Source organism: Streptomyces sp. NPDC093984 (assembly GCF_044764595.1).
Classification (GTDB): Bacteria; Actinomycetota; Actinomycetes; order Streptomycetales; family Streptomycetaceae; genus Streptomyces; species Streptomyces cynarae.
This window is the reverse complement of the sequence record NZ_JBIWIM010000002.1, coordinates 904,832-927,474: the sequence shown is the minus strand read 5'-3', so window position 1 is coordinate 927,474 and position 22,643 is coordinate 904,832. Positions and strand designations below refer to the sequence as shown.

The following is a 22,643-nucleotide window of genomic DNA, read 5'->3' as shown; positions in this document are numbered from 1 at the left end:
ATCCCCTACCCGCCCGCTGGACACCCCTAGGGGTGGTCTCAGGGTGCGGATCCACCTTCGGGCTCTGTCCGCTGCGCCCACCCGGCCGTTACCTTCGCTCCGTGGCGATGTTCCGACTCCAAGGCAGCAAGGTGCTGGCCGTCGACATGACCGGGGACGGCGTGAAGGCGAAGAACGGCTCCATGGTCGCGTACGACGGCCAGATGACCTTCAAGAAGCTCACCGGCGGCGGTGAGGGCATCCGGGGGATGGTGACCCGGCGGCTCACCGGCGAGCAGATGACCGTGATGGAGGTGAAGGGGCACGGGACGTGCTGGTTCGCGGACCGGGCGTCCGAGATCAACCTCGTCAGCCTCCAGGGGGACAAGCTGTTCGTCGAGTCGAGCAACCTGCTCGCGACGGACGCCGGCCTGCGCACGGGCACGACGTTCACCGGCCTGCGCGGCGCCTCGCAGGGCAACGGCCTGTTCACGACGACGGTCGAGGGCCACGGCCAGGCGGCGATCATGTCGGACGGCCCGGCGGTGGTGCTGCGGGTCAGCGCGCAGTACCCGCTGACCGTCGACCCGGGCGCGTACGTCGCGCACCAGGGGAACCTGCGGCAGTCGTTCCAGTCGGGCGTGACGTTCCGCACATTCCTCGGCGAGGGCGGCGGTGAGGCCTTCCAGATCCGCTTCGAGGGGGACGGACTGGTGTACGTGCAGCCCAGCGAGCGCAACACGATCGCGGGGGACCTCTGACATGGCCTTCCGCGAAGTGAACTCCAAGATGATCGAGGCGACGGTGATCCCCGGGCAACGGCTGTTCAGCCAGCGCGGCGCGATGCTCGCCTACAAGGGCGACGTCTCCTTCACGCCCAACATCCAGGGCGGCCAGGGCGGGGTCATGTCGATGGTCGGCCGCCGCATCGCGGGCGAGGCGACGCCGCTGATGACGGTCGAGGGCAGCGGCACGGTGCTGTTCGGGCACGGCGGCCACCACATCCAGGTGATCAACCTGACCGGCGACACGCTGTGCGTCGAGGCGGACCGGCTGCTCGCCTTCGAGGGCACCCTCCAGCAGGGCACGATGTTCATGGGCTCCCAGGGCGGCGTCATGGGGCTGGTGCGGGGCCAGGTCACCGGCCAGGGCCTGTTCACGACCACCCTGACGGGGCACGGCGCGGTCGCCGTCATGGCGCACGGCGGAGTCTTCGAGGTGCCGATCACCCCGCAGCGCCCGGTCCACGTCGACCCCCAGGCGTATGTCGCGCACCACGGCGACGTGCGGAACAAGCTGTCCACCGCGCTCGGCTGGCGCGACATGGTGGGCCGCGGCTCCGGCGAGGCGTTCCAGCTGGAGCTGAGCGGCAGTGGTGTGGTGTACGTGCAGGCGTCGGAGGAGAAGCTGTGACCACCTACCCGGGCGCGGGGCCCGTCGTGTACGACCCGATGACGCTGCCGGCCGACGACAACGTCGACAAGTACACCTTCTGCGTGGAGCTCAAGGGGAGCCAGTGGTTCCTGCAGAAGGGCAAGATGATCGCCTACTACGGCTCGATGGAGTTCAACGGCATCGGGCACGGCCGTCTGGACCGTCTCGTCCGTACGTCGTTCCATTCGCCACTGCACGCGAGCGACTGGGTGGTGGCGGAGGGCTCGGGCAAGATGCTGCTCGCCGACCGGACCTTCGACGTGAATTCGTACGACCTCGAGGACGGCAATCTGACCATTCGCTCGGGCAACCTGCTCGCTTTTCAGCCAAGTCTGTCGCTGAAGCAGTCGATCATTCCCGGCTTCCTCACGCTCATCGGAACCGGGAAGTTCGTGGCCGCGTCCAACGGTCCGGTGGTGTTCATGGAACCCCCGATCCGGGTGGACCCGCAGGCGCTGGTCGGCTGGGCGGACTGCCCCTCGCCGTGCCACCACTACGACCATGGGTATCTCACGGGCGTATGGGGCGGTCTACGTGCGATGACGGGGCTCGGCGGGGCCTCCGGGGAGGAGCACCAGTTCGAGTTCGTCGGGGCGGGCACGGTGCTGCTGCAGTCCACGGAGACGCTGATGGCGGAGCAGGACACGGGGGTGGTTCCGCAGGAGCCCGGCGTGCCGGGCGGCGGTGGGGTACCCGGCCACCAGGGGCAGCCGGGGACACCGCGTCTTCCCGGACAGCTGGGGGACCTCCAGCGTCGCTTCGGGCTGTGAGCGGTAGTCTGCGGAGTGTGACGTCGAACGCGTGCGCACAGTCACACCACCCTCACTAGTTCGCCTTTCAACCTTTTAGGTAGACTTCACTTATGGAGACCGAGACGGCCACGCGCTGGCTGACGGATGCGGAACAGTGCGCCTGGCGCACCCACTTGGAGGTCAACAAGCTGCTGACCTATCAGCTGGAAAGGGATCTGCAGCCGTTCGGCCTGACGATGAACGACTACGAGATCCTGGTGAACCTCTCGGAGTCGGAGGGCCTGCGAATGCGGATGAGCGACCTCGCGGCCGCCACCCTCCAGTCCAAGAGCCGGCTCTCGCACCAGATCACCCGTATGGAGAACGCGGACCTGGTACGCCGGGAGAACTGCGAGTCCGACCGCCGGGGTCTGTACGCGGTCCTGACGGACCACGGCATGGAGACGATGAAGAAGGTCGCGCCACACCACGTGGCGTCCGTGCGGCGCCACTTCATCGACCTGCTGCCCCCGGACGACCTGGAACACCTCCACAAGTCCCTGCGACCCATCGCGGAACATCTGCGGGGGCAGCGGGGCAAGCCGTAGCGCTGCGCCGGGTGGAGCCGTGGGGGGCGCGCGTCAGTGCTCGTCCGCGGGCCCGTCGGGGCTGGTCGCGCAGTTCCCCGCGCCCCTTCGGGCGCGGGGACGGCCACCGCGGCCTTTCCTGTACCCACCCGTGGACCCCAGGCAGCCGGCCAGACCCGCGGCAGCCACTGTGACCGCCCCCGGCACCGCGAAGCACCACTCCAGCGGCAGATGCCCCAGCAACGCCCCTGCCGCTGCGGAGCCCGCCGAGATGCCGCCGTTCACGGCCATGTTCACCCAGGCACCCGCCCGGGTGGAGAAGCCCTCGGGGGACGACTCGTCCGCGAGCAGGTACGACGTCGTCAGGGCCGGGGCGATGAACAGGCCCCCGCAGACCACCGTCGCCGTGAGGACGCCGAGGCCCGGGGCGAGCCCCGCCGCCGCCACCGCCAGCCCCAGACCCGCGCCCAGCAGCGGCAGGCGCACCCGGGCGCTCCCCCGCCACTCGACCGCCCCGTTCAGCAGCCCGCCGACCGCGCTGCCCGCGGACAGCGCCGCGAGCACCCAGGCCACCACGTCGTCGCCATGCCCCCGCTGCTCGGCGAACGCCATGACCAGGAGGTCCAGCGCGCCGACGGCCAGTCCGGCGCCCGCGGCCACGAGCACCGGCTGCGCCAGTCCCCGCACACCCCGCAGCCGCCCGTGCGGGCGCGCCGGTGTCCCCGCGGGCGGCCGCACACGCGCCACCCCCGGGGAGGTGACGAAGGCGATCGTCCCGGCCGTCACCAACAGCGCGCTCAGCGCCACTCCGGCCGCCGGTGGCGCATACCGGACCGCCGTGCCGACCAGCAGCGGGCCCGTGACGAAGGTCAGCTCCTCGACCACGGCATCCAGTCCGTACGCCCGCTGCACCAGCCGGCGGTCGTCGAAGAGGGCGCTCCACACGGCCCGCACGGTGGGCCCGAGCGGAGGCGGAAAGACCCCGGCGGCGGTGCCCAGGGCGCACAGCAGCAGCGCCGGGGCCCCGGGCCGCCGGCTGACCACCGCGAGCAGGCCCAGGACGCAGGCGTACAGCAGGGCCATCGACAGCAGCGCCCGCCGGGGCCCGTAGCGGTCGACGAACGCCGCCCTCAGCGGTGACAGCAGGACCGTCGTGGCCCCGAACAGCGCCAGGACCGTCCCGGCCACGGCGTAGGACCCGCTCGCCCGGGTCACGGCGAGCATCACGGAGAGGGGAGCCGTCCCGTACGACAGCCGCGCGACCAGGGAGGCGGCGAGGGTACGGCGGACGTGCGGGGCACGGAGAACGGCGGCGTAGGAAGGCCGCACGGAGGCAGCGGAAGGAGGCGCAGACACGCGGAAGTCCTCGGCTCGAGGCGATGAGGGGACGCCGGAATGCCGCGACGACCAGAGCAGCTGCTGCTCGTCGATCGCGGTCCTGGGCGGCCCTAGGCCAAGAGGCGGAACATGCGGATCAAGGTATCAACGCACCCGAGTGCGGACCACACACTTTTCCGTCAGCCCTGCGTGAGCCCCGCCACCAGCTCGTCCGCCGCCCGGTACGGGTCCAGCTCCCCCGCGACGATGCGTTCCGCCAGGGCGCTCAGGCGGCGGTCTCCGTGGAGGTCGCCGATGCGTTCCCTCAGGGCCGTCACGGCGATCGTCTCGACCTCGTGGGCCGCGCGGGAGAGCCGGCGCTCCGCCAGGACGCCCCGCTCCTCCATCCACGCCCGGTGCTTCTCCAGCGCCTCCACGACCTCGTCGACGCCCTCGGCGCGGGCCGCGACCGTCTTCACGATCGGCGGGCGCCAGTCGCCGGGAGCCCGCGACTCGCCGAGGCCCAGCATGTGGTTCAGCTCACGCGCGGTGGCGTCCGCGCCGTCCCGGTCGGCCTTGTTGACGACGTACACGTCACCGATCTCGAGGATGCCCGCCTTCGCCGCCTGGATGCCGTCCCCCATCCCGGGGGCCAGCAGGACGACCGAGGTGTCCGCCTGGGAGGCGATCTCGACCTCCGACTGGCCGACACCGACCGTCTCCACCAGGATCACGTCGCAGCCCGCCGCGTCCAGGACCCGGATCGCCTGCGGAGCCGCCCACGCCAGGCCGCCCAGGTGGCCGCGGGTGGCCATCGAGCGGATGTACACGCCGGGGTCGGAGGCGTGCTCCGACATCCGGACCCGGTCGCCGAGCAGCGCGCCGCCCGAGAAGGGCGAGGACGGGTCGACGGCGAGCACGCCGACCCGCTTGCCCTGCTTGCGGTACGCGGTCACGAGCGCCGACGTGGACGTGGACTTGCCGACGCCCGGCGACCCCGTGAGGCCCACCACGTATGCGTTGCCCGTCAGCGGGGCCAACGCCGCCATGACCTCCCTGAGCTGCGGGGACGCCCCCTCCACCAGGGAGATCAGCCGGGCCACGGCCCGCGGTCGGCCTTCCCTGGCCTGGGCCACCAGCGAGGAGACGTCCTGCATCACAGCTCCGTTCACGTGTTCACGCGGAAGAGGTCGGTTCGAGGGTGCTCAGGCCTTGGGTACCCGCACGATCAGCGCGTCACCCTGGCCGCCGCCCCCGCACAGCGCCGCCGCGCCCACGCCGCCACCGCGCCGCTTCAGCTCCAGGGCGAGGTGCAGGACGAGCCGGGCGCCGGACATCCCGATCGGGTGACCCAGGGCAATGGCACCGCCATTGACATTCACCTTTTCGGTGGAAACCCCAAGGTCCTTCATTGACTGCACGGCGACCGCCGCGAAGGCCTCGTTGATCTCGATCAGGTCGAGGTCGGCGACCTCCAGGCCCTCCTTCTTCAGGGCGTGCAGGATCGCGTTCGACGGCTGCGACTGCAGGGAGTTGTCCGGCCCCGCCACGTTGCCGTGGGCGCCGATCTCCGCGATCCAGTCCAGGCCCAGCTCCTGCGCCTTGGCCTTGCTCATCACGACCACGGCCGCCGCACCGTCCGAGATCTGCGAGGAGGAACCGGCCGTGATCGTGCCGTCCTTGCTGAACGCCGGCCGCAGCTTGCCCAGCGACTCCACCGTCGTGTCGCCACGGATGCCCTCGTCCTTGGCGAAGACGACCGGCTCGCCCTTGCGCTGCGGGATCTCCACGGGGGTGATCTCCGCCTCGAAGACGCCGTTCTTCTGGGCGGCGGCGGCCCGCTGGTGGGAGAGGGCGGCGATCTCGTCCTGCTCCTGGCGGCCGATGCCGAGTCGGGTGTTGTGCTTCTCCGTGGACTCGCCCATGGCGATGCCCTCGAAGGAGTCGGTCAGCCCGTCGTACGCCATCGCGTCCAGCATCTGGACCGCGCCGTACTTGAAGCCGTCCCGGGACTTCGGCAGCAGGTGGGGGGCGTTGGTCATGGACTCCTGCCCGCCCGCGACGATCACGTCGAACTCACCCGCACGGATCAACTGGTCCGCGAGCGCGATGGCGTCGAGACCCGACAGACACACCTTGTTGATCGTCAGGGCCGGGACGCTCATCGGGATGCCCGCCTTGACCGCGGCCTGGCGTGCCGGGATCTGCCCGGCCCCGGCCTGGAGCACCTGGCCCATGATGACGTACTGCACCTGGTCGCCACCGATCCCCGCACGGTCGAGGGCGGCCTTGATCGCGAAGCCGCCGAGGTCGGCTCCGGAGAAGGACTTCAGCGAGCCGAGCAGCCGCCCCATCGGGGTGCGCGCCCCCGCGACGATGACGCTGGTCGTGCTGTTCGTTCCAGACATGAGCTGCGATCCCCTTCCGGCCTGCACAGCCGAGGAGTGAACGAGGGTTTACTTCGAATGTACTGAGCGGTAGGGCAAACCGTCACCGGGCTGTCAGTGTGATCGCGCGCACGTTGCGTAACCACTCCAGGAGCGCTGCACTGAATCCATGCTGACGCGAATCGACCACATCGGAATCGCCTGTTTCGACCTCGAGAAGACCGTCGAGTTCTACACCTCGACGTACGGCTTCTCCGTGTTCCACACCGAGGTCAACGAGGAACAGGGTGTCCGCGAGGCCATGCTGAAGATCAACAACACGGACGACGGCGGCGCCTCCTACCTGCAGCTGCTGGAACCCATCCGCGAGGACTCCACCGTCGCCAAGTGGCTAGCGAAGAACGGCGAGGGCGTGCACCACATCGCCTTCGGCACGGCGGACGTGGACGGCGACTCCGCCGAGATCAGGGACAAGGGCGTGCGGGTGCTCTACGACGAGCCGCGGCGCGGCTCCATGGGCTCGCGGATCACCTTCCTGCACCCCAAGGACTGCCATGGCGTTCTCACAGAACTGGTCACATCGGCGGCCGTTGAGACACCTGAGCACTGACTCCCGTACATAGGGGCCGGTAGGGTTGGGGGCGGTCGCCGCTCCACCAGGGCGACCGGGTCCCGCCGTGAAACCGGCGGGACGTGCCGGGGTCCGGGTTTCGGGGGACGAGCGCCGGGGCAGCAGCCCATGCTCCGCCGTTGATCTGACACCATTCCCCGGGGGCCCCGTTCGGCGGATGGACGGAGCTCGTTTGGAGAGACTTGCGACCAGGGGACGGATGGGACCGCGCAGTGCGGGGCTACGAACGCCAGGAGCGAGAGCCGGCGGCTGACGTCGACCACCTCTCTCGGTTCGAGGCCGAGATGGAGCGGCTGAAGACCGAGCGGGAAAAGGCGATCCAGCACGCCGAGGACCTCGGCTACCAGGTCGAGGTGCTGCGCGCCAAGCTGCACGAGGCGCGCCGCACCCTCATGTCCCGTCCCGCGTACGACGGGGCCGACATCGGCTACCAGGCCGAGCAGATGCTGCGCACCGCCCAGATGCAGGCGGACCAGCTGCGGGCGGAGGCCGAGCGCGAGCTGAGCCAGGCTCGCGCGCAGACCCAGCGCATCCTCCAGGAGCACGCCGAGCAGGCCGCCCGCCTCCAGGCGGAGCTGCACGCCGAGGCGGTCGCCCGCCGCCAGCAGCTCGACCAGGAGCTGGCCGAGCGCCGGGCGACCGTCGAGTCGCACGTCAACGAGAACGTGGCCTGGGCGGAGCAGCTGCGCGCCCGCTCCGAGGCCCAGGCCCGCCGCCTGGTCGAGGAGTCCCGCGCCGAGGCCGAGCAGGCCCTCGCCGCCGCCCGCGCCGAGGCCGAGCGGCTGGTCGCCGAGGCCCGGCAGCGGCTGCAGAGCGACGCCGAGTCCGCCCGTGCGGAGGCCGACCAGATCCTGCGCCGCGCCCGCGCGGACGCCGAGCGGCTGCTGAACGCCGCCTCCACCCAGGCCCAGGAGGCCACCGACCACGCCGAACAGCTGCGCTCCAGCTCCGCCACCGAGTCGGAGGCCGCCCGCCGGCAGGCGTCCGAGCTGAGCCGGGCCGCCGAGCAGCGGATGGCCGAGGCGGAGGCCGCGCTGCGCGAGGCGCGCGCCCAGGCCGACAAGGTCGTCGCGGAGGCCAAGGAGGCCGCCGCCAAGGCCCTTTCGAGCGCCGAGACGGAGGGCGAGCAGCGCACCCGTACCGCCAAGGAGCAGGTCGCCCGGCTGGTCAGCGAGGCCACCAAGGAGGCCGAGGCCACCAAGGCCGAGGCCGAGCAGGTCGTCGCGGACGCGCGCGCCGAGGCCGAGAAGATCGTCGCGGAGGCCGCCGAGAAGGCCCGCACGATCACGGCCGAGGAGACCGCCTCCCAGCTCGGCAAGGCGGCCCGTACGGCGGAGGAGGTCCTCAACAAGGCGTCCCAGGACGCCGCGGCGACCACCAAGGCCGCCGCCGAGGAGGCCGACCGTATCCGCAAGGAGGCCGAGGCCGAGGCGGACCGCCTGCGTGCCGAGGCGCACGACATCGCCGAGCAGCTCAAGGGCGCCGCCAAGGACGACACCAAGGAGTACCGCGCCAAGACCGTCGAGCTGCAGGAGGAGGCCCGCCGGCTGCGCGGCGAGGCCGAGCAGCTGCGCGCCGAGGCCGTCGCCGAGGGCGAGAAGATCCGCGCCGAGGCGCGCCGCGAGGCCGTCCAGCAGATCGAGGAGGCGGCCAAGACCGCCGAGGAGCTGCTCGCCAAGGCGAAGGCCGACGCGGACGAGCTGCGCACCACCGCCACCGCCGACAGCGAGAAGGTCCGCACCGAGGCCATCGAACGCGCCTCGATGCTGCGCCGCCAGGCCGAGGAGACCCTGGAGCGCACCCGCAAGGAGGCCGAGACCCAGCGCGCCGAGGCCGTCGAGCTGGCGGACGCGATCAAGGAAGAGGCCGAGAAGGTCGCGCGCGCCCTGCGCGAGGAGAGCGAGCGGGCCGTGGAGGCCCGCCGCGCGGAGGCCGCCGAGGAGCTGGCCCGCCTGCAGTCGGAGGCCGAGCAGCGGCTCGCCTCGGCCGAGCAGGCCCTCTCCGACGCCCGTGCGGAGGCGGAGCGGATCCGCCGGGAGGCCGTCGAGGAGACCGACCGCCTGCGCACGGAGTCCTCCGAGCGCATTCGTACGCTGCAGGCGCAGGCCGAGGCCGAGGCCGAGCGGCTGCGCACCGAGGCCGCCTCGGACGCGTCGGCCTCGCGCGCGGAGGGCGAGGCCATCGCCGTCCGGCTGCGCTCGGAGGCGGCGGCCGAGGCCGAGCGGCTGAAGTCGGAGGCGCAGGACACCGCCGACCGGGTCCGCGCGGAGGCGCAGGCCGCGGCCGAGCGGCTGAGCGCGGAGGCCTCGGAGACGCTGGCCGCCGCCCAGGAGGAGGCCGCCCGGCGCCGCCGGGAGGCCGAGGAACTCCTCGGCGCCGCCCGCCAGGAGGCCGACCAGGAGCGCGAGCGCGCCCGGGAGCAGAGCGAGGAGCTGCTCGCGGTGGCGCGCGGCCGGGTCGAGGAGGCCCAGGCCGAGGCCGTACGGCTGGTGGAAGAGGCCGACCGGCGCGCCACGGAGATGGTGTCGGCGGCCGAACAGCACGCCCAGCAGGTGCGGGACTCCGTGGCCGGGCTCCACGAGCAGGCGCAGGAGGAGATCACCGGCCTGCGCTCGGCCGCCGAGCACGCGGCGGAGCGTACGCGCATCGAGGCGCAGGAGGAGGCCGACCGGGTCCGCTCCGACGCCTACGCGGAGCGCGAGCGGGCCACCGAGGACGCGAACCGCATCCGGCGGCAGGCCACCGAGGAGTCCGAGGCCGCCAAGGCGCTGGCGGAGCGGACGGTCTCGGAGGCGATCGCCGAGGCGGAGCGGCTCCGTACGGACGCCGCCGAGCACGCGCAGCGCGTGCGGACCGAGGCATCGGACACTCTCGCCGAGGCCGACCAGGCAGCGGTGCGCACCCGTGCGGAGGCCCGGGAGGACGCCAACCGGATCCGGTCGGACGCGGCCACGCAGGCGGACACCCTCATCACCGAGGCGCGCGCGGAGGCCGAGCGACTCACCACGGAGACCGCCGCCGAGGCCGAGCGGGTGCGCGCGGAGTCCGTGGCCAAGGCGGAGAAGCTGCTGTCGGACGCCACCGACGAGGCGGAGCGGCTGCGTGCCGAGGCCGCCGAGACGGTCGGCTCCGCGCAGGCGCACGCCGAGCGGATCCGCACCGAGTCGGAGCGGGTCAAGGCGGACGCGGAGGCGGAGGCGGAGCGGATCACGACAGCGGCCCGCGAGGAGGCCGAGCGCACCCTGGACGAGGCCCGCAAGGACGCCAACAAGCGGCGCTCCGAGGCGGCCGAGCAGGTGGACAAGCTCATCACGGAGACCGCCGCCGAGGCCGACAAGCTCCTCACGGAGGCCCAGCAGAGCGCCCGCAAGACGACCGCGGACGCCGAGGCGCAGGCCGACACGATGGTGGGTGCCGCCCGCACGGAGGCCGACCGTCTGGTCGCCGAGGCGACGGTCGAGGGCAACACCCTGGTGGAGCGGGCCAGGGCGGACGCGGACGAACTGCTCGTCGGCGCGCGCCGGGACGCCACCCAGATCCGGGAGCGCGCTCAGGAGCTGCGCGAGCGCATCACCGCCGAGATCGAGGAGCTGCACGAGCGGGCGCGGCGCGAGTCGGCCGAGGCGATGAAGTCGGCGGGCGAGCGGTGCGACGCACTGGTCAAGGCCGCCGAGGAGCAGCTGGAGAAGGCCAAGGCCCAGGCCAAGGAACTGCTGTCGGAGGCCAACTCCGAGGCGGGCAAGGTCCGTATCGCCGCCGTCAAGAAGGCCGAGGGGCTGCTGAAGGAGGCCGAGCAGAAGAAGGCCACGCTGGTCGCCGAGGCCGAGCAGATCAAGGCCGAGGCGATCCGCGAGGCCCGCAAGGCCGTCGAGGAGGGCAAGCGGGAGCTGGAGATCCTGGTGCGCCGGCGGGAGGACATCAACGCGGAGATCTCCCGTGTCCAGGACGTCCTGGAGGCGCTCGAGTCCTTCGAGGCGCCGTCCGTCGGCAAGGACTCGGGTGTCAAGGCGGGCGCCACCGTGGGTGCACCTCGTTCGGGTGGCAAGACGTCAGAAAGCTAGCCAGAAGCGCCGTTCTATGCTTGCCAGGGGGCTTCGTACAGCTCCTGGCAAGCCCCCCGACAGCTCAGCCACTCAAAAGGAGTGTCATTCTCCAGATCAAACACGCATCCGCTCGATGACACGCCGCTTTGCGCCCTAGGATTCCCCTATCACCTCACCGGTCTCATTCGACAGGAACCCCATGAGCGACACTTCCCCCTACGGCTTCGAGCTTGTGCGGCGTGGGTACGACCGCGCTCAGGTGGACGAACGAATCTCCAAGCTCGTCTCCGACCGTGACAGTGCTCTCGCCCGCATCACCGCCCTGGAGAAGCGCATCGAGGAGCTCCACCTCGAGACGCAGAACGCCCAGGCCGCCGTCAGCGACGCGGAGCCGTCCTACGCGGGTCTCGGCGCGCGCGTCGAGAAGATCCTCCGCCTCGCCGAGGAAGAGGCCAAGGACCTGCGCGAGGAGGCCCGCCGCGCCGCCGAGCAGCACCGCGAACTCGCGGAGTCGGCCGCCCAGCAGGTGCGCAACGACGCGGAGTCGTTCGCGGCGGACCGCAAGGCCAAGGCCGAGGAAGAGGGCATCCGCATCGTCGAGAAGGCCAAGAGCGACGCCTCTCAGCTGCGTGCCGAGGCCCAGAAGGACGCCCAGTCCAAGCGCGAGGAGGCGGACGCCCTCTTCGAGGAGACCCGCGCCAAGGCCGCGCAGGCCGCCGCCGACTTCGAGACGAACCTCGCCAAGCGGCGTGAGCAGTCCGAGCGGGACCTGGCGTCCCGTCAGGCCAAGGCGGAGAAGCGCCTCGCGGAGATCGAGCACCGCGCCGAGCAGCTGCGCCTGGAGGCGGAGAAGCTGCGCACGGACGCCGAGCGCCGCGCCCGCCAGACGGTGGAGACGGCCCAGCGCCAGGCCGAGGACATCGTCGCGGACGCGAACGCCAAGGCCGACCGCATCCGTTCGGAATCCGAGCGCGAGCTGGCGGCGCTGACGAACCGTCGCGACTCCATCAACGCCCAGCTCACCAACGTGCGCGAGATGCTGGCGACGCTCACGGGCGCCGCGGTCGCCGCGACCGGCACGCCGGCCGAGGACGAGCCGATCTCCCGCGGGGTCCCGGCGCAGCAGTCCCGGTAACACCGGGCCGTACGGCGTCTGAACATCCGCGAAGCCCTCCGCCAGTCAAGTGGCGGGGGGCTTTGCGCCGTTTTAGCGTGGGCCGCATGATCGAGCTCGAGGGGCTGACCAAGCGGTACGGCGACAAAGTGGCGGTCGACGGCCTCACGTTCACCGTCAGACCGGGCGTCGTCACGGGCTTCCTCGGTCCGAACGGCGCCGGTAAGTCCACCACCATGCGGATGGTGCTCGGGCTCGACCACCCCACCGCCGGCGACGTCCGTATCGACGGCAGGCACTACGACCGGCTCAAGAACCCGCTGCGGTCCATCGGCGCCCTGCTCGACGCGAAGGCCGTGCACGGCGGGCGCAGCGCCTGGAACCATCTGCTGTACCTGGCGCAGAGCAACGGCATCCCCACCTCCCGGGTGCACGAGGTCCTGGACACGGTGGGGCTGACCTCCGTGGCCCGTAAGAAGGCCAAGGGCTTCTCGCTCGGCATGGCCCAGCGGCTCGGCATCGCGGCGGCGCTGCTCGGCGATCCGCGGATCCTGATGTTCGACGAGCCGGTCAACGGCCTCGACCCCGAGGGCATCCACTGGATCCGGAGCCTGATGAAATCGCTGGCGGCGCAGGGCCGGACGGTGTTCGTCTCCAGCCACCTGATGAGCGAGATGGCGCTGACCGCCGACCATCTGGTGGTCATCGGACAGGGACGGCTGCTCGCCGACACCTCCATAGCCGACTTCATCCGGCGCAACTCGCGCGCGTATGTGCGCATTCGTTCACCGCAGCGCGAGCGGCTGCTCGACGTCGCGCACGAGGCGGGCGTCACGGTCGTCGAGACGGGCAGCGGGGCGCTGGAGGTGGACGGCGGCAAGGCCGAGCTGATCGGCGAGCTGGCGGCCCGGCACCACATCGTGCTGCACGAGCTGAGCACCCAGCAGGCATCGCTGGAGGAGGCGTTCATGCAACTGACGGCCGCGTCGGTGGAGTACCACGCCCGCGCGGACGCGCCCGCCGGGGAGTGGGGAGCCGACTGGAAGAGGGGAGCCTGACCATGGCGGCCACCGAGGTCCAGGTCCGCGTGCAGGTCCTCAGGTCCGAGTGGACCAAGATCCGGTCGGTGGCGTCCACGGTGTGGACGCTGTCCGTCGCGCTGGTCGTCACCGTCGCCCTGGGCATGCTGATCTCGGCGCTGACCCGGAACGAGTTCGACAGCGTGGGCCCGCGGGAGCGGCTCACCTTCGACCCGACGTTCATCAGCTTCGCCGGGATGAGCCTCGGTCAGCTCGCGATGATCGTGTTCGGGGTGCTGGTCGTGTCGAACGAGTACAGCACCGGCATGATCCGCACCTCGCTGGCCGCGGTCCCCCAGCGCGGCACCTTCCTGTCCGGCAAGATCGCGGTGGCGACCGCGCTCGCCCTCGTCGTCGGACTGGTCACCGGTTTCGTCGCCTTCCTCCTCGGCCAGGCGATGCTCGGCCCGCACCGGGCGTCGATCGGCGACCCCGGGGTGCTGCGCGCGGTCATCGGCGCCGGGCTGTACATGACGCTCATCGCGGTGTTCTCGATGGGGGTCGCCACGATGCTGCGCTCGCCCATGCTGTCGCTCGGCATCCTGATGCCGTTCTTCTTCCTGATCTCGAACATCCTGGGCCATGTCTCGGCGACGAAGAAGATCGGCCGCTTCCTGCCGGACCAGGCGGGCAGCAGAATCATGCAGGTCGTCCCCACGGCCGGAGACGACACCCCGTACGGGCCCTGGGGCGGCCTCGGGATCATGGCGCTGTGGGTGATCGCGGCGCTCGCCGGCGGCTATGTCCTGCTGAAACGACGCGACGCCTGACCGCCGGTGGTTTTTACCTGCCCTTGGGCGGAACCGTCAGCGCCCCGATATCCTCCTAACCCTTACGGGGGGCGTGCGCCCCGCTGTGCTGAACCTTGCGATGGGTGCGGAGCATGATCGAGGCAGTCGGCCTGACCAAGCGCTACGGCGACAAGACCGCTGTGTACAACCTCTCCTTCCAGGTGCGGCCGGGAGCCGTCACCGGCTTCCTCGGGCCGAACGGCTCGGGCAAGTCGACGACCATGCGGATGATCCTCGGCCTGGACAACCCGACCTCGGGGACGGTGACGATCGGCGGCTACCCGTACCGCAAGCTGCCCAACGCGCCCCGCCAGGTCGGCGCCCTGCTCGACGCCAAGGCCGTGCACGGCGGCCGGGCCGCCCGCAACCATCTGCTGTCCCTCGCCCAGCTCTCCGGCATCCCGGCCCGCCGCGTGGACGAGGTGCTGGCCGTCGTGGGCCTGCAGGAGGTGGCCGGAAAGCGGTCCAAGGGCTTCTCGCTCGGTATGGGACAGCGGCTCGGCATCGCCGCCGCGCTGCTCGGCGACCCTCAGGTGCTGCTGTTCGACGAACCGGTCAACGGCCTCGACCCCGAGGGCATCCTGTGGGTCCGCAACCTGATGAAGTCCCTCGCGGCCGAGGGCCGTACGGTCTTCGTCTCCTCGCACCTGATGAGCGAGATGGCGCTCACCGCCGACCACCTGATCGTGATCGGGCGCGGGCAGCTGCTCGCCGACATGAGCGTCAAGGACTTCATCTCCGCCAACTCCGCCGACTTCGCCCGCGTCCGCACCCCCGACACCGAGCCGCAGCAGCGGGAGAAGCTGACGGCCGCGCTCACCGAGGCGGGCGGGCACGTGCTGCCCGAGCAGGACGGCGCGCTGCGGGTCACCGGGCTGCCGCTGCCCCGCATCAGCGACATCGCGCACGACACCGACGTACGCCTGTGGGAACTGTCGCCGCACCAGGCCTCGCTCGAGGAGGCGTACATGCGGATGACGCAGGGAGCCGTCGACTACCGCTCGAGCATCGACCAGAAGGCGGGCCTGATGCAGCCGGTGCCGCCCGGCGTCCAGCCGCCGGTCCCGGTGCCGGGCCAGGGCCAGCCGGGCTGGTACGCCCCACCGCCGCCGCAGCAGGGCGGACAGCCGTTCTCCATGCCGGGGCAGCCCGGGCAGCCGCCCACGGGGCCGTACGCCGCCCCGGCCGCACCGTCCGCCGGGCAGCAGCCGAACCCCTACGCGCAGCCGGCGCCCCAGGACCGGGCACCGGCCCCCGCCGCCCCGCAGGCGCCCACCGCCGACGCCACCGCCGCTGCCGCTGCCGACCCGACCAAGTCCGAGGACGCCCGATGAGCACGCCCCAGCCCCCCATGCCGCAGGCCGCGCCCACCTGGCAGGCGGCGCCCGGTTCCGCGTACCCCACCTACACCTCGCCGATCCCCGTGGTGCGCACCCACCTCGGACACGCCCTCGCCTCGGAGTGGACGAAGATCAGGTCGGTGCGCTCCACGATCTGGACGCTGGGTGTCTTCCTCGTCCTCATGATCGGCATCGGGACGCTGTTCGCCGCCATCGCCGCCGCCTCGGATGCCCGCCTGGAGGGCAACTCACCGCTGGGCCTCGGGATCGGCGGAGTCCTGACCGGCAGCATCTGCATCATCACGCTCGGCGTGCTGACCACCGCCTCCGAGTACGGCACCGGGATGATCCGGACGACCATGACCGCGTGCCCGAGCCGGACCAGGGTGCTGCTGGCGAAGGCGATCGTGTTCTTCGCCGTGGCGTTCGTGATCACGACGGTGTCCGCGCTGCTCGTCGGCATCATCCAGACAGCCATGCTGAAGAGCTACGGCCTGGCCCAGCCCACCGGCATGGAGTGGCTGAAGGGGACGGTCGGCATCGGCCTGTACGTGGCGCTGCTCGGCCTGCTCTCGCTGTTCGTGGGCTCCGTCATCCGGCACTCGGCGGGGGCCATCACCATCATGATCGGCCTGGTGCTCGCCCCGCTGGTCATCGCGATGTTCCTGTTCTCGGAGTCGATGCGGGGCCTGCAGAGGTTCCTGCTGGAGTACTCGATCCCGAGCCAGCTCAGCGCCCTGTACGGCGACTCCCTGGGCGGCTCGGGCCCCACGGGCTGGGAGCCGGTGTGGATCGTCCTCGGCCTCGCGGCCGTCGCCTTCGCCGGCGCCTGGCTGCTGCTGGAGCGGCGGGACGTGTAGGCCCCGGGCCCCGGCCTCAGTACTTCGGCGCGTTACGGGACCGCTGCACCCGCGTGGTGCGGCGGTCCTTCGCGTTCCAGCAGGACTTGTGCCAGTGCCGGCGTTCGTCCACCCCCGCGAACTCGGGCCAGGCCACCACGTGCGGGACGCCCGAGGAGATCACCTGGTCGCAGCCGGGGCACCGGTAGGTCTTGCCGTCGGCGCTCGCGCCCGCCACATGGCGCACGCTCCACTCCTCGCCCTGCCAGCTCTCGGTGGACTGCCAGCCGCCGTACCGCTCCCTGTCGTCGTCCGCGCTCCGGCCGGACGAGCCTGGGCCCTTGGGTCGGTTGCGACGCGGGGACACGGGACACCTCACAGGGCTATACAGGAAGCAAGCGGCCCCATCCAGCCTACGCGGCGCCGACGGGGGTACGCGTACGTCACCGACTCCACGGATCCGCCCCCCACCGGCCCATTCGGCAGACAATCCGCAAATCTCTCCGCCAGCCCGTGACTTGGGCACATGTCAGGCAGTTATGCCGCGTGGGGGAGCTCCGCGTCGGAGCCAGGAAAGCAGGAAGTGCGATGCGCGTTGGAAGTTTTGTACTGGCGGCCCAGTTTCCGGGACAGGGCCAAGGGGAGGCGCTGCACCGCGCGGTGCGCTCGGCCGAGGCCGCCGAGGAGGCTGGCCTGGACACGGTGTGGCTGGCCGAGCACCACTTCGTGCCCTACGGGACCTGCCCGTCGGCGATCACGCTGGCTGCCCTCCTGCTGGGCCGCACCCGCCGCATCCGGGTCGGCACGGCGGTGAGCGTCCTGCCCACCGCGCACCCGGTGGCACTCGGCGAGCAGGCCGCTCTGCTGCACATCACCTCCGGCGGGCGGTTCTCGCTCGGGGTGGGACGCGGCGGACCGTGGGTGGACCTGGAGGTGTTCGGCGCGGGCCTGAAGGCGTACGAGACGGGCTTCCCGGAATCACTCGATCTGCTGGTGCGCTGGCTGCGCGAACCGTCCGTCGCCGCCGCGGGGGAACGATTCACCTTCCGTGAAGTCCCGGTCGTCCCGCGCCCGTCTGAGTCGCTCACGGACACTGGGGGCCCGGAGGTCGTCGTCGCCTGCACCTCTCCGGCGAGCGTACGGCTGGCTGCCGAGCGCGGGCTGCCGATGCTGCTCGGCATGCACGTCGGGGACGAGGAGAAGGCGGACATGGTCGCGCTGTGGCGGAGTCACGCGCGGGCGGCCGGAGTCGACGGCGACACGATCGCCGACGCCGCCCATGTCTCGGCCGGTGTCTGCCAGATCGCCGACCGGCGCACCGACGCCGTCGAGGCACTGACGAAGGCGATGCCAGGCTGGCTGAAACAGGGGCTCGACGCGCATGTGACGGTGGACGGGCGGGCCCGCGCGATGCGGGACCCGCTCGCGTACACCGAACTGCTCTGCGGGCTGCACCCGGTGGGCACCCCGCGGCTGTGCGCCGACCGGCTCGCGGCGACCTCCGAGCGGACCGGCATCACACGCTTCGCGCTGCTCGTCGAGGGCTCCGGCGACCTTGCGGCGACGGTGGAGAACGTCCGCAGGCTGGGCGCCGAGGTACTCCCCCACCTCCGCTGAACCCACCGGGCCGGTCACGGATGCGGGAGCTCGCCGCCTTGCTGCACACGCGGGAGCTTGCCGCTCCGGAACCGATGCACTTCCCGCGCACGGAGCGGCAAGCCGTACGACTTCGGGGTCTCAGCAGTCGCGCAGCTCCGGTGACTGGTTGAGGAGCTGACTGCGGACCGAGGTGAAGCGGGCCAGCCTGTCGTCCACCGAGGAGTCCAGCGGGAACACCGCCACTCGGTGGCAGTTCTGGAACGCCAGGCGCACTCCGAAGTGCCGCTGCAACGCGCCGCGTATCGCGTCGCTCGCGAGCGCGCGCAGCAGCTGTCCACGTGCCTGCTCGTCCGGCGGGGGCGTCTGGTTGTCGGCGAAGTCACCGCCGTCCACCTTCAGCTGGGCCACCAGGGAGCTGATCATCTCCCACGCATAGGGCAGGGAGGTCCGGACGCAGTCGACGAAGTCCGCTTCATCGACCTCGCCTCGCTCGGCCTGTTCGAGTAGGGCCGGTGAGACGTCGAGCGACATGGGTTCTCCTCTCGCACCCCGAGACAACAGGGGTTGATGGACAGGTAAGGGAGTTCGCGATATCGAACACGCTGAGTACACACCTCGCGACCTCCTGTTTACTACGGTAGGCAACCGCCGATGGCGGCACCAGGAAAATGCGAACACAGCGAAATCCCACTGGGCACACAACCAGCCATTGCCGAACGGGGGCATCTCGGGAAAAAGGGAGGAGCCCCGGCGGCCGGCCCGCACAAGGTCGAATCGCGTGCGGACGGGGACGTCGAGTAGCGTTGCCGACCATGCGTCTCGTCATTGCCCGGTGTTCCGTCGACTACGCGGGCCGTCTCACCGCCCACCTCCCCTCCGCTCCCCGCCTGATCCTGGTGAAGGCGGACGGAAGCGTCTCGATCCACGCGGACGACCGTGCCTACAAGCCCCTCAACTGGATGTCGCCGCCCTGCACGCTGAAGGAGGGTTCGGGCGACGAGGAGGGCGTGTGGACCGTGATCAACAAGACGGGCGAGAAACTGATCATCACGATGGAGGAGATCCTCCACGACTCCTCGCACGAACTCGGCGTCGACCCGGGGCTGATCAAGGACGGCGTGGAAGCACACCTTCAGGAACTGCTCGCCGACCGCATCGAGACCCTCGGTGAGGGCTACACGCTGATCCGCCGCGAGTACATGACGGCGATCGGGCCGGTGGACATCCTGTGCCGGGACGCCGAGGGGCAGACCGTGGCGGTGGAGATCAAACGGCGCGGCGAGATCGACGGCGTGGAACAGCTCACGCGCTACCTGGAGCTCCTGAACCGCGACCCGCACCTCGCGCCGGTGCGCGGGATCTTCGCGGCCCAGGAGATCAAGCCGCAGGCCCGCGTGCTGGCCACGGACCGCGGGATCAGCTGTGCGGTGCTGGACTACGACGCCCTGAGGGGCATCGAGGACGACAAGCTCCGCCTGTTCTGAGGGCGGTTCGTCCCGAGGGACGGTACGACGACGGAGGGCCGGGTCCGGGAGGCGGACTCGGCCCTCTTACGTCGCCGGGGCGCTACATCACCGTGCCGGTGCTGCTCGGGGTGCCGGAGCCGGTGGTGGTGGGGGCGCTGGCCGAGCTGCTCGACGTGGCGGGGGCGCTGGAGGCCGGGCCGCTGGCCGAGTTGGAAGTACTCGGCGTGCTCGTGGTGGGCGCCGGGGGCGTGGACGTGCTCGGCCCGGAGTTCGTGGGGGTTGGAGTGGGGGCAGGGCTCGACGACTTCGTAGGCGGCGTCGACGGCTTCGTAGGCGACGTGGAAGGCGGCTTCGACGGCGACTTGGAGGGAGTCGTCCCCTGCGTCCCCGTGGGGTTGCCCGACGGCACGTCACCAGTGCTGCCCGGCGTCGGGCTGTCCGTGGTACCGGGCGTGCCGGCGCCGCCGGAAGCCTTCGCCGTCGCCGCGCCCACCGAGCCCGAACCGGCCTTCCCTCCCGAGTCGTCGCCCGCCTTGTCCGCGTCCAAGCCTGCGCCGTCCGTGCCCTGGCTTGCCGACGGGCCCACGCGGACCTGGTCCGCCGGGGCCTTGCCGTCGTTGTTGGACGTCATGCCGAGCGTGACCACCGTGCCGAGCACCGCGACCAGCGCCGCGCCCGCGCCCGCGGCCACCAGGTTGCGCCGGGTGCCCTTGGCCACGCCTCGCAGGCCGCCGGACGGGCGGGCCGGTGCCTGCCGGGTGAGCAGGGTCCCCATGTCGTCGGAGGGCGTGGGCACCAGGAAGCCGGTCGGCGGCGTCGGTTCCGCGGGCAGCTCCACACCGGGCGGTGTCTCACCGGAGCGGTCGGCGACCAGCGCCAGGGCGCGCCGCCCCGCGACCGTGCCGCGCTTGTCGGCGAGGGCGCCGCGCAGCCCGATGGACGCCTCCAGCTCGGCCCGCGCCCGGTCGAGCTGTCCGCCGCAGAGCGCGAGGACGCCCAGCTCGTGGTGGAAGTAGGCCTGCTCGCCGACCTCACCGGCCAGCCGGGACGCCTCCGCGCCGGAGCGCAGTGCCCGCTCCCAGGCGCCCCAGTGCAGCCCCGCGGCCAGGGCGGGCGCCGCCTGCCGGGCCAGTCGTACCGCTGCGCTGTCCTCGCCCTCGGCGGGCGATGGGGGTCCCCCCTGCTCGAGCGAAGGCGAGAGCTTGGGGGAGGTGACGGGTACGAGGGCGGTCAGCGCGGCCAGTATGGCGTCGGCCTCCGCGGAGACCCTCTCGGGCGTGACCGAGGGGTGCCCGGCCCACCAGGAGTAGTGCTGGGCGGCCTTGAGCGCGTACTCCTCCGCGCCGGTCGCGTATCCGGCGGCCTCCAGCTGGGTCAGCACCCCCGCCGCGAGCCGGTAGCGGGAGCCGACCGGGGAGACCAGGGCGCAGCCGACGAGTTCGGCGAGCGCCGCGTCCGCGTGGGTGTCGTCGACGAGGGCCGGCAGGTGCGTCTGGTGCGGCACCTCTCCGCCGAGCGCGACCGCGAACTTCAGCGTCTCGCGCGCGGAGGCGCTGAGCCGGGAGGCCAGCAGCGGGGCGGGCGCGGCGGCCTCGGCGAGCGACGGCAGCGGCACGTCACGGCCGTCTACGGCGTCGAAGGGCGCGTCGACGGGGACGTCGACGTCCTGGAAGACGCCGAACTCGTCGACGGCGCCCTCGTCGGCCCGCTGCCGGTCGCGCTGTCTGAGCAGCGCCCCGGCCTGCACGAAGCGCAGCGGCAGTCCCTCGGACTCGAACCACAGGTCGCCCGCCCAGTTCGCCTCGTCCTCGGTGAGGTCGCGGCCGACGGCGTGTTCGAGGAGTTCCAGGCCTCCGGCGCGGGCGAGCCCGCCGAGGAAGACCTCCTCCACGTGCGAGTCGGCGGAGGGCGCCGGCACGTCGGGCGTGGCGGAGAGCAGGAACGCGCACTCGGGTGTGGCGTCAAGCAGCTCGTCGAGGGCGCTGCCGCCGAACTCCAGATCGTCAAGGACGACGACGGCGCCGATCTCGCGGACGTACTCGAGCAGCTCCTCCCGGTCGGGCCGGTGCCCAGGCGCCTTGTAAACGGCGGCGAAGAGGTCGTACAGCAGGTCGCCGGTGGTGCGCCGGTAGCCGGTCAGGCGTACGACGCCGTCGGGCGCGAGATCCGCGCAGTCCTCGGCGACGACGTCGAGGAGCGTGGTGCGGCCGGATCCGGAGGGTCCGGTGAGCCGGACCGAGCGGCCGCGGGCGAGCAGCCGCACCAGCCGCTCGCGCTCCTCCTGGCGCTCGAGCAGCGGCAGCCGTGCCTGCGAGGGCCCGGGCGGTACGGGCGGCCTGGCGGCGCGCTCGCGGCCGCTGCGCTCGTCGGCGGTGTACTTGGCCGGGCGCGCGGGGCGCTCCCCGGGCGGGCACACCTCGATCTCGCTGCCGTCGACGGGGTTGACGGTGAGCAGGAGGTCGCCCGTCACGAGCTGGACGGTACGGGCGAGTGCCGGTGCCGGCTGTCCGAAGTCGGGTGTGATGGGGTCCCGCGGCGGTCGCCGGCCCGGCGCGTCGCCAGCGCCGTCCCGGCCGTACTGCTGGGGTCCCGCGTTGTTCGGGTCCATAGGTCCAAGCCCCCCAAAAGCGTCGTGTGCTGAGCCCCTCCCGGCCTTGCCGCACACTGCGCTGTCGCTTCTGGTCCGGTGCCCGCTCGAGGGCCTGAGGGCGGCGGGCAGCCGAACCCTAAACCTTCGGTCAGTATCTCCGACAGGCCGGGGTACCGCGCCGTCCGAGACATCACAGTCTCGTGAGGATTGCGCGCGACGCACGTTTCGTCGGCGTTCACCCCTGCGGGCCGGTCTCCGGGTCACCCGTGTCGCGCCGGTGAAACCCGTGCCGTCCGGTCACCGCCCGGTCAGACCCGGGGCAGTGACTCCACCCCGATGCCGCCCTCGATGGCCAGGATCCGGTGCAGCCGGGTGGCCACCAGCAGGCGCTGCATCTGCGGCGGTACACCGCGCAGCACCAGCCGCCGGCCGCACCGCCCGGCCCGCCGGTGGGCACCCATGATCACCCCTAGCCCGGTGGCGTCCCAGGAGTCCAGTTCGGACAGGTCGAGCACCAGGTCGCCGACGCCGTCGTCGACGGCCGAGTGCAGGACCGTACGGGCGTCCGCCGCGCTGTGGACGTCGAGGCGGCCCCCGACGACCAGCTCGGCGTGGTCGCCCCTGATGTGCATATGCGCTCCCCGAGAGTGCGTCGCTGTGTACTCCGCGTTGTGGTTGTGCAACGTCTGACTGCCTGGAGAGCGGCCAGGTTGCCG

20 protein-coding genes are annotated in these 22,643 nt (G+C 71.8%); 13 read left to right on the top strand and 7 right to left on the bottom strand.

What is annotated here, in order from left to right; all coding sequences use genetic code 11:
- Positions 1-107 precede the first annotated feature (107 nt).
- The 4 genes from ACIRC0_RS12040 (at position 108) to ACIRC0_RS12025 (ending at position 2,752) form a co-directional block, all read left to right on the top strand.
- Entirely contained in the window at positions 108-740 is a 633-nt protein-coding gene (locus ACIRC0_RS12040; RefSeq protein WP_200419462.1) for an AIM24 family protein, read from the top strand.
- A gap of 1 nt (position 741) precedes the next feature.
- Positions 742-1,392 carry an AIM24 family protein gene (locus ACIRC0_RS12035; protein ID WP_403614578.1) on the top strand — a complete coding sequence of 217 codons (651 nt, stop codon included), beginning with the start codon at positions 742-744 and terminating at the stop codon, positions 1,390-1,392.
- On the top strand, positions 1,389-2,183 hold the full coding sequence (locus ACIRC0_RS12030; protein WP_403614577.1) for an AIM24 family protein: 795 nt from the start codon (positions 1,389-1,391) through the stop codon (positions 2,181-2,183). Before ACIRC0_RS12035 ends, ACIRC0_RS12030 begins: the two co-directional genes overlap by 4 nt.
- Before the next feature lie 92 nt (positions 2,184-2,275).
- Positions 2,276-2,752: a MarR family winged helix-turn-helix transcriptional regulator gene (locus ACIRC0_RS12025; protein WP_403614575.1), complete on the top strand. Its 477-nt coding sequence runs from the start codon at positions 2,276-2,278 to the stop codon at positions 2,750-2,752.
- Between the two features lie 33 nt (positions 2,753-2,785).
- Here ACIRC0_RS12025 and ACIRC0_RS12020 read toward each other — a convergent pair whose 3' ends face one another.
- From ACIRC0_RS12020 to ACIRC0_RS12010, 3 genes are all read right to left on the bottom strand, one after another.
- Positions 2,786-4,060 carry an MFS transporter gene (locus ACIRC0_RS12020; protein ID WP_403614573.1) on the bottom strand — a complete coding sequence of 425 codons (1,275 nt, stop codon included), beginning with the start codon at positions 4,058-4,060 and terminating at the stop codon, positions 2,786-2,788.
- 188 nt (positions 4,061-4,248) lie between these two features.
- Complete coding sequence (gene meaB / locus ACIRC0_RS12015; protein WP_103838630.1) at positions 4,249-5,205, bottom strand: methylmalonyl Co-A mutase-associated GTPase MeaB; 957 nt, start codon at positions 5,203-5,205, stop codon at positions 4,249-4,251.
- A gap of 48 nt (positions 5,206-5,253) precedes the next feature.
- Positions 5,254-6,456, bottom strand: coding sequence for an acetyl-CoA C-acetyltransferase (locus ACIRC0_RS12010; RefSeq protein WP_403614570.1), 1,203 nt, complete (start codon positions 6,454-6,456; stop codon positions 5,254-5,256).
- Between the two features lie 148 nt (positions 6,457-6,604).
- Between ACIRC0_RS12010 and mce the strand changes: the two genes are divergently transcribed.
- The 7 genes from mce to ACIRC0_RS11975 all read left to right on the top strand — a co-directional run bounded on the left by mce (position 6,605) and on the right by ACIRC0_RS11975 (position 16,293).
- Entirely contained in the window at positions 6,605-7,045 is a 441-nt protein-coding gene (gene mce / locus ACIRC0_RS12005) for a methylmalonyl-CoA epimerase (RefSeq protein WP_403614567.1), read from the top strand.
- Between the two features lie 233 nt (positions 7,046-7,278).
- Positions 7,279-11,127 (top strand): polarized growth protein Scy, encoded by a 3,849-nt coding sequence (scy, locus tag ACIRC0_RS12000; protein ID WP_403614564.1) that lies wholly within the window; start codon positions 7,279-7,281, stop codon positions 11,125-11,127.
- A 181-nt stretch (positions 11,128-11,308) separates the two neighbouring features.
- Positions 11,309-12,244, top strand: coding sequence for a cellulose-binding protein (locus tag ACIRC0_RS11995; RefSeq protein WP_200419358.1), 936 nt, complete (start codon positions 11,309-11,311; stop codon positions 12,242-12,244).
- An 86-nt stretch (positions 12,245-12,330) separates the two neighbouring features.
- Positions 12,331-13,281: an ABC transporter ATP-binding protein gene (locus ACIRC0_RS11990; protein WP_403614560.1), complete on the top strand. Its 951-nt coding sequence runs from the start codon at positions 12,331-12,333 to the stop codon at positions 13,279-13,281.
- A 2-nt stretch (positions 13,282-13,283) separates the two neighbouring features.
- On the top strand, positions 13,284-14,072 hold the full coding sequence (locus ACIRC0_RS11985) for an ABC transporter permease subunit (RefSeq protein ID WP_403614557.1): 789 nt from the start codon (positions 13,284-13,286) through the stop codon (positions 14,070-14,072).
- Positions 14,073-14,185: 113 nt separating this feature from the next.
- Complete coding sequence (locus ACIRC0_RS11980) at positions 14,186-15,427, top strand: ABC transporter ATP-binding protein (RefSeq protein WP_403614554.1); 1,242 nt, start codon at positions 14,186-14,188, stop codon at positions 15,425-15,427.
- Positions 15,424-16,293, top strand: a complete 870-nt coding sequence (locus tag ACIRC0_RS11975; RefSeq protein ID WP_403614551.1) for an ABC transporter permease subunit — start codon at positions 15,424-15,426, stop codon at positions 16,291-16,293. Before ACIRC0_RS11980 ends, ACIRC0_RS11975 begins: the two co-directional genes overlap by 4 nt.
- Before the next feature lie 16 nt (positions 16,294-16,309).
- On the opposite strand, the gene ACIRC0_RS11970 is transcribed toward ACIRC0_RS11975, so the two are convergent.
- The gene (locus ACIRC0_RS11970) at positions 16,310-16,639 is read right to left on the bottom strand and encodes an ATP/GTP-binding protein (RefSeq protein WP_403614548.1); all 330 of its coding nucleotides are present in this window, start codon (positions 16,637-16,639) and stop codon (positions 16,310-16,312) included.
- Between the two features lie 221 nt (positions 16,640-16,860).
- Between ACIRC0_RS11970 and ACIRC0_RS11965 the strand changes: the two genes are divergently transcribed.
- Positions 16,861-17,889 (top strand): LLM class flavin-dependent oxidoreductase, encoded by a 1,029-nt coding sequence (locus tag ACIRC0_RS11965; protein WP_403614546.1) that lies wholly within the window; start codon positions 16,861-16,863, stop codon positions 17,887-17,889.
- A 120-nt stretch (positions 17,890-18,009) separates the two neighbouring features.
- Here ACIRC0_RS11965 and ACIRC0_RS11960 read toward each other — a convergent pair whose 3' ends face one another.
- Entirely contained in the window at positions 18,010-18,402 is a 393-nt protein-coding gene (locus ACIRC0_RS11960) for an SCO5389 family protein (RefSeq protein ID WP_403614544.1), read from the bottom strand.
- A gap of 281 nt (positions 18,403-18,683) precedes the next feature.
- Here ACIRC0_RS11960 and nucS point away from each other — a divergent pair, with 281 nt between their 5' ends.
- Entirely contained in the window at positions 18,684-19,355 is a 672-nt protein-coding gene (gene nucS, locus ACIRC0_RS11955) for an endonuclease NucS (RefSeq protein WP_103838620.1), read from the top strand.
- 82 nt (positions 19,356-19,437) lie between these two features.
- Here the strand turns inward: nucS and ACIRC0_RS11950 are convergent, their stop codons facing one another.
- Positions 19,438-21,945 carry an ATP-binding protein gene (locus tag ACIRC0_RS11950; protein ID WP_403614542.1) on the bottom strand — a complete coding sequence of 836 codons (2,508 nt, stop codon included), beginning with the start codon at positions 21,943-21,945 and terminating at the stop codon, positions 19,438-19,440.
- A gap of 290 nt (positions 21,946-22,235) precedes the next feature.
- Positions 22,236-22,559 (bottom strand): STAS domain-containing protein, encoded by a 324-nt coding sequence (locus ACIRC0_RS11945; protein ID WP_103838618.1) that lies wholly within the window; start codon positions 22,557-22,559, stop codon positions 22,236-22,238.
- Positions 22,560-22,643 lie beyond the last annotated feature (84 nt).

What these genes read in the sequence shown, in the direction of transcription:
- nucS (WP_103838620.1), top strand. Translation starts at nt 18,684, where the DNA reads ATGCGTCTCGTCATTGCCCGGTGTTCCGTCGACTACGCGGGCCGTCTC.
- meaB (WP_103838630.1), bottom strand. Translation starts at nt 5,205, where the DNA reads ATGCAGGACGTCTCCTCGCTGGTGGCCCAGGCCAGGGAAGGCCGACCG.
- mce (WP_403614567.1), top strand. Translation starts at nt 6,605, where the DNA reads ATGCTGACGCGAATCGACCACATCGGAATCGCCTGTTTCGACCTCGAG.
- ACIRC0_RS12040 (WP_200419462.1), top strand. Translation starts at nt 108, where the DNA reads ATGTTCCGACTCCAAGGCAGCAAGGTGCTGGCCGTCGACATGACCGGG.
- ACIRC0_RS11960 (WP_403614544.1), bottom strand. Translation starts at nt 18,402, where the DNA reads ATGTCGCTCGACGTCTCACCGGCCCTACTCGAACAGGCCGAGCGAGGC.
- ACIRC0_RS11965 (WP_403614546.1), top strand. Translation starts at nt 16,861, where the DNA reads ATGCGCGTTGGAAGTTTTGTACTGGCGGCCCAGTTTCCGGGACAGGGC.
- ACIRC0_RS11990 (WP_403614560.1), top strand. Translation starts at nt 12,331, where the DNA reads ATGATCGAGCTCGAGGGGCTGACCAAGCGGTACGGCGACAAAGTGGCG.
- ACIRC0_RS12025 (WP_403614575.1), top strand. Translation starts at nt 2,276, where the DNA reads ATGGAGACCGAGACGGCCACGCGCTGGCTGACGGATGCGGAACAGTGC.
- ACIRC0_RS11985 (WP_403614557.1), top strand. Translation starts at nt 13,284, where the DNA reads ATGGCGGCCACCGAGGTCCAGGTCCGCGTGCAGGTCCTCAGGTCCGAG.
- ACIRC0_RS12035 (WP_403614578.1), top strand. Translation starts at nt 742, where the DNA reads ATGGCCTTCCGCGAAGTGAACTCCAAGATGATCGAGGCGACGGTGATC.
- ACIRC0_RS11980 (WP_403614554.1), top strand. Translation starts at nt 14,186, where the DNA reads ATGATCGAGGCAGTCGGCCTGACCAAGCGCTACGGCGACAAGACCGCT.
- ACIRC0_RS11975 (WP_403614551.1), top strand. Translation starts at nt 15,424, where the DNA reads ATGAGCACGCCCCAGCCCCCCATGCCGCAGGCCGCGCCCACCTGGCAG.
- ACIRC0_RS11945 (WP_103838618.1), bottom strand. Translation starts at nt 22,559, where the DNA reads ATGCACATCAGGGGCGACCACGCCGAGCTGGTCGTCGGGGGCCGCCTC.
- ACIRC0_RS11995 (WP_200419358.1), top strand. Translation starts at nt 11,309, where the DNA reads ATGAGCGACACTTCCCCCTACGGCTTCGAGCTTGTGCGGCGTGGGTAC.
- ACIRC0_RS12010 (WP_403614570.1), bottom strand. Translation starts at nt 6,456, where the DNA reads ATGTCTGGAACGAACAGCACGACCAGCGTCATCGTCGCGGGGGCGCGC.
- ACIRC0_RS11950 (WP_403614542.1), bottom strand. Translation starts at nt 21,945, where the DNA reads ATGGACCCGAACAACGCGGGACCCCAGCAGTACGGCCGGGACGGCGCT.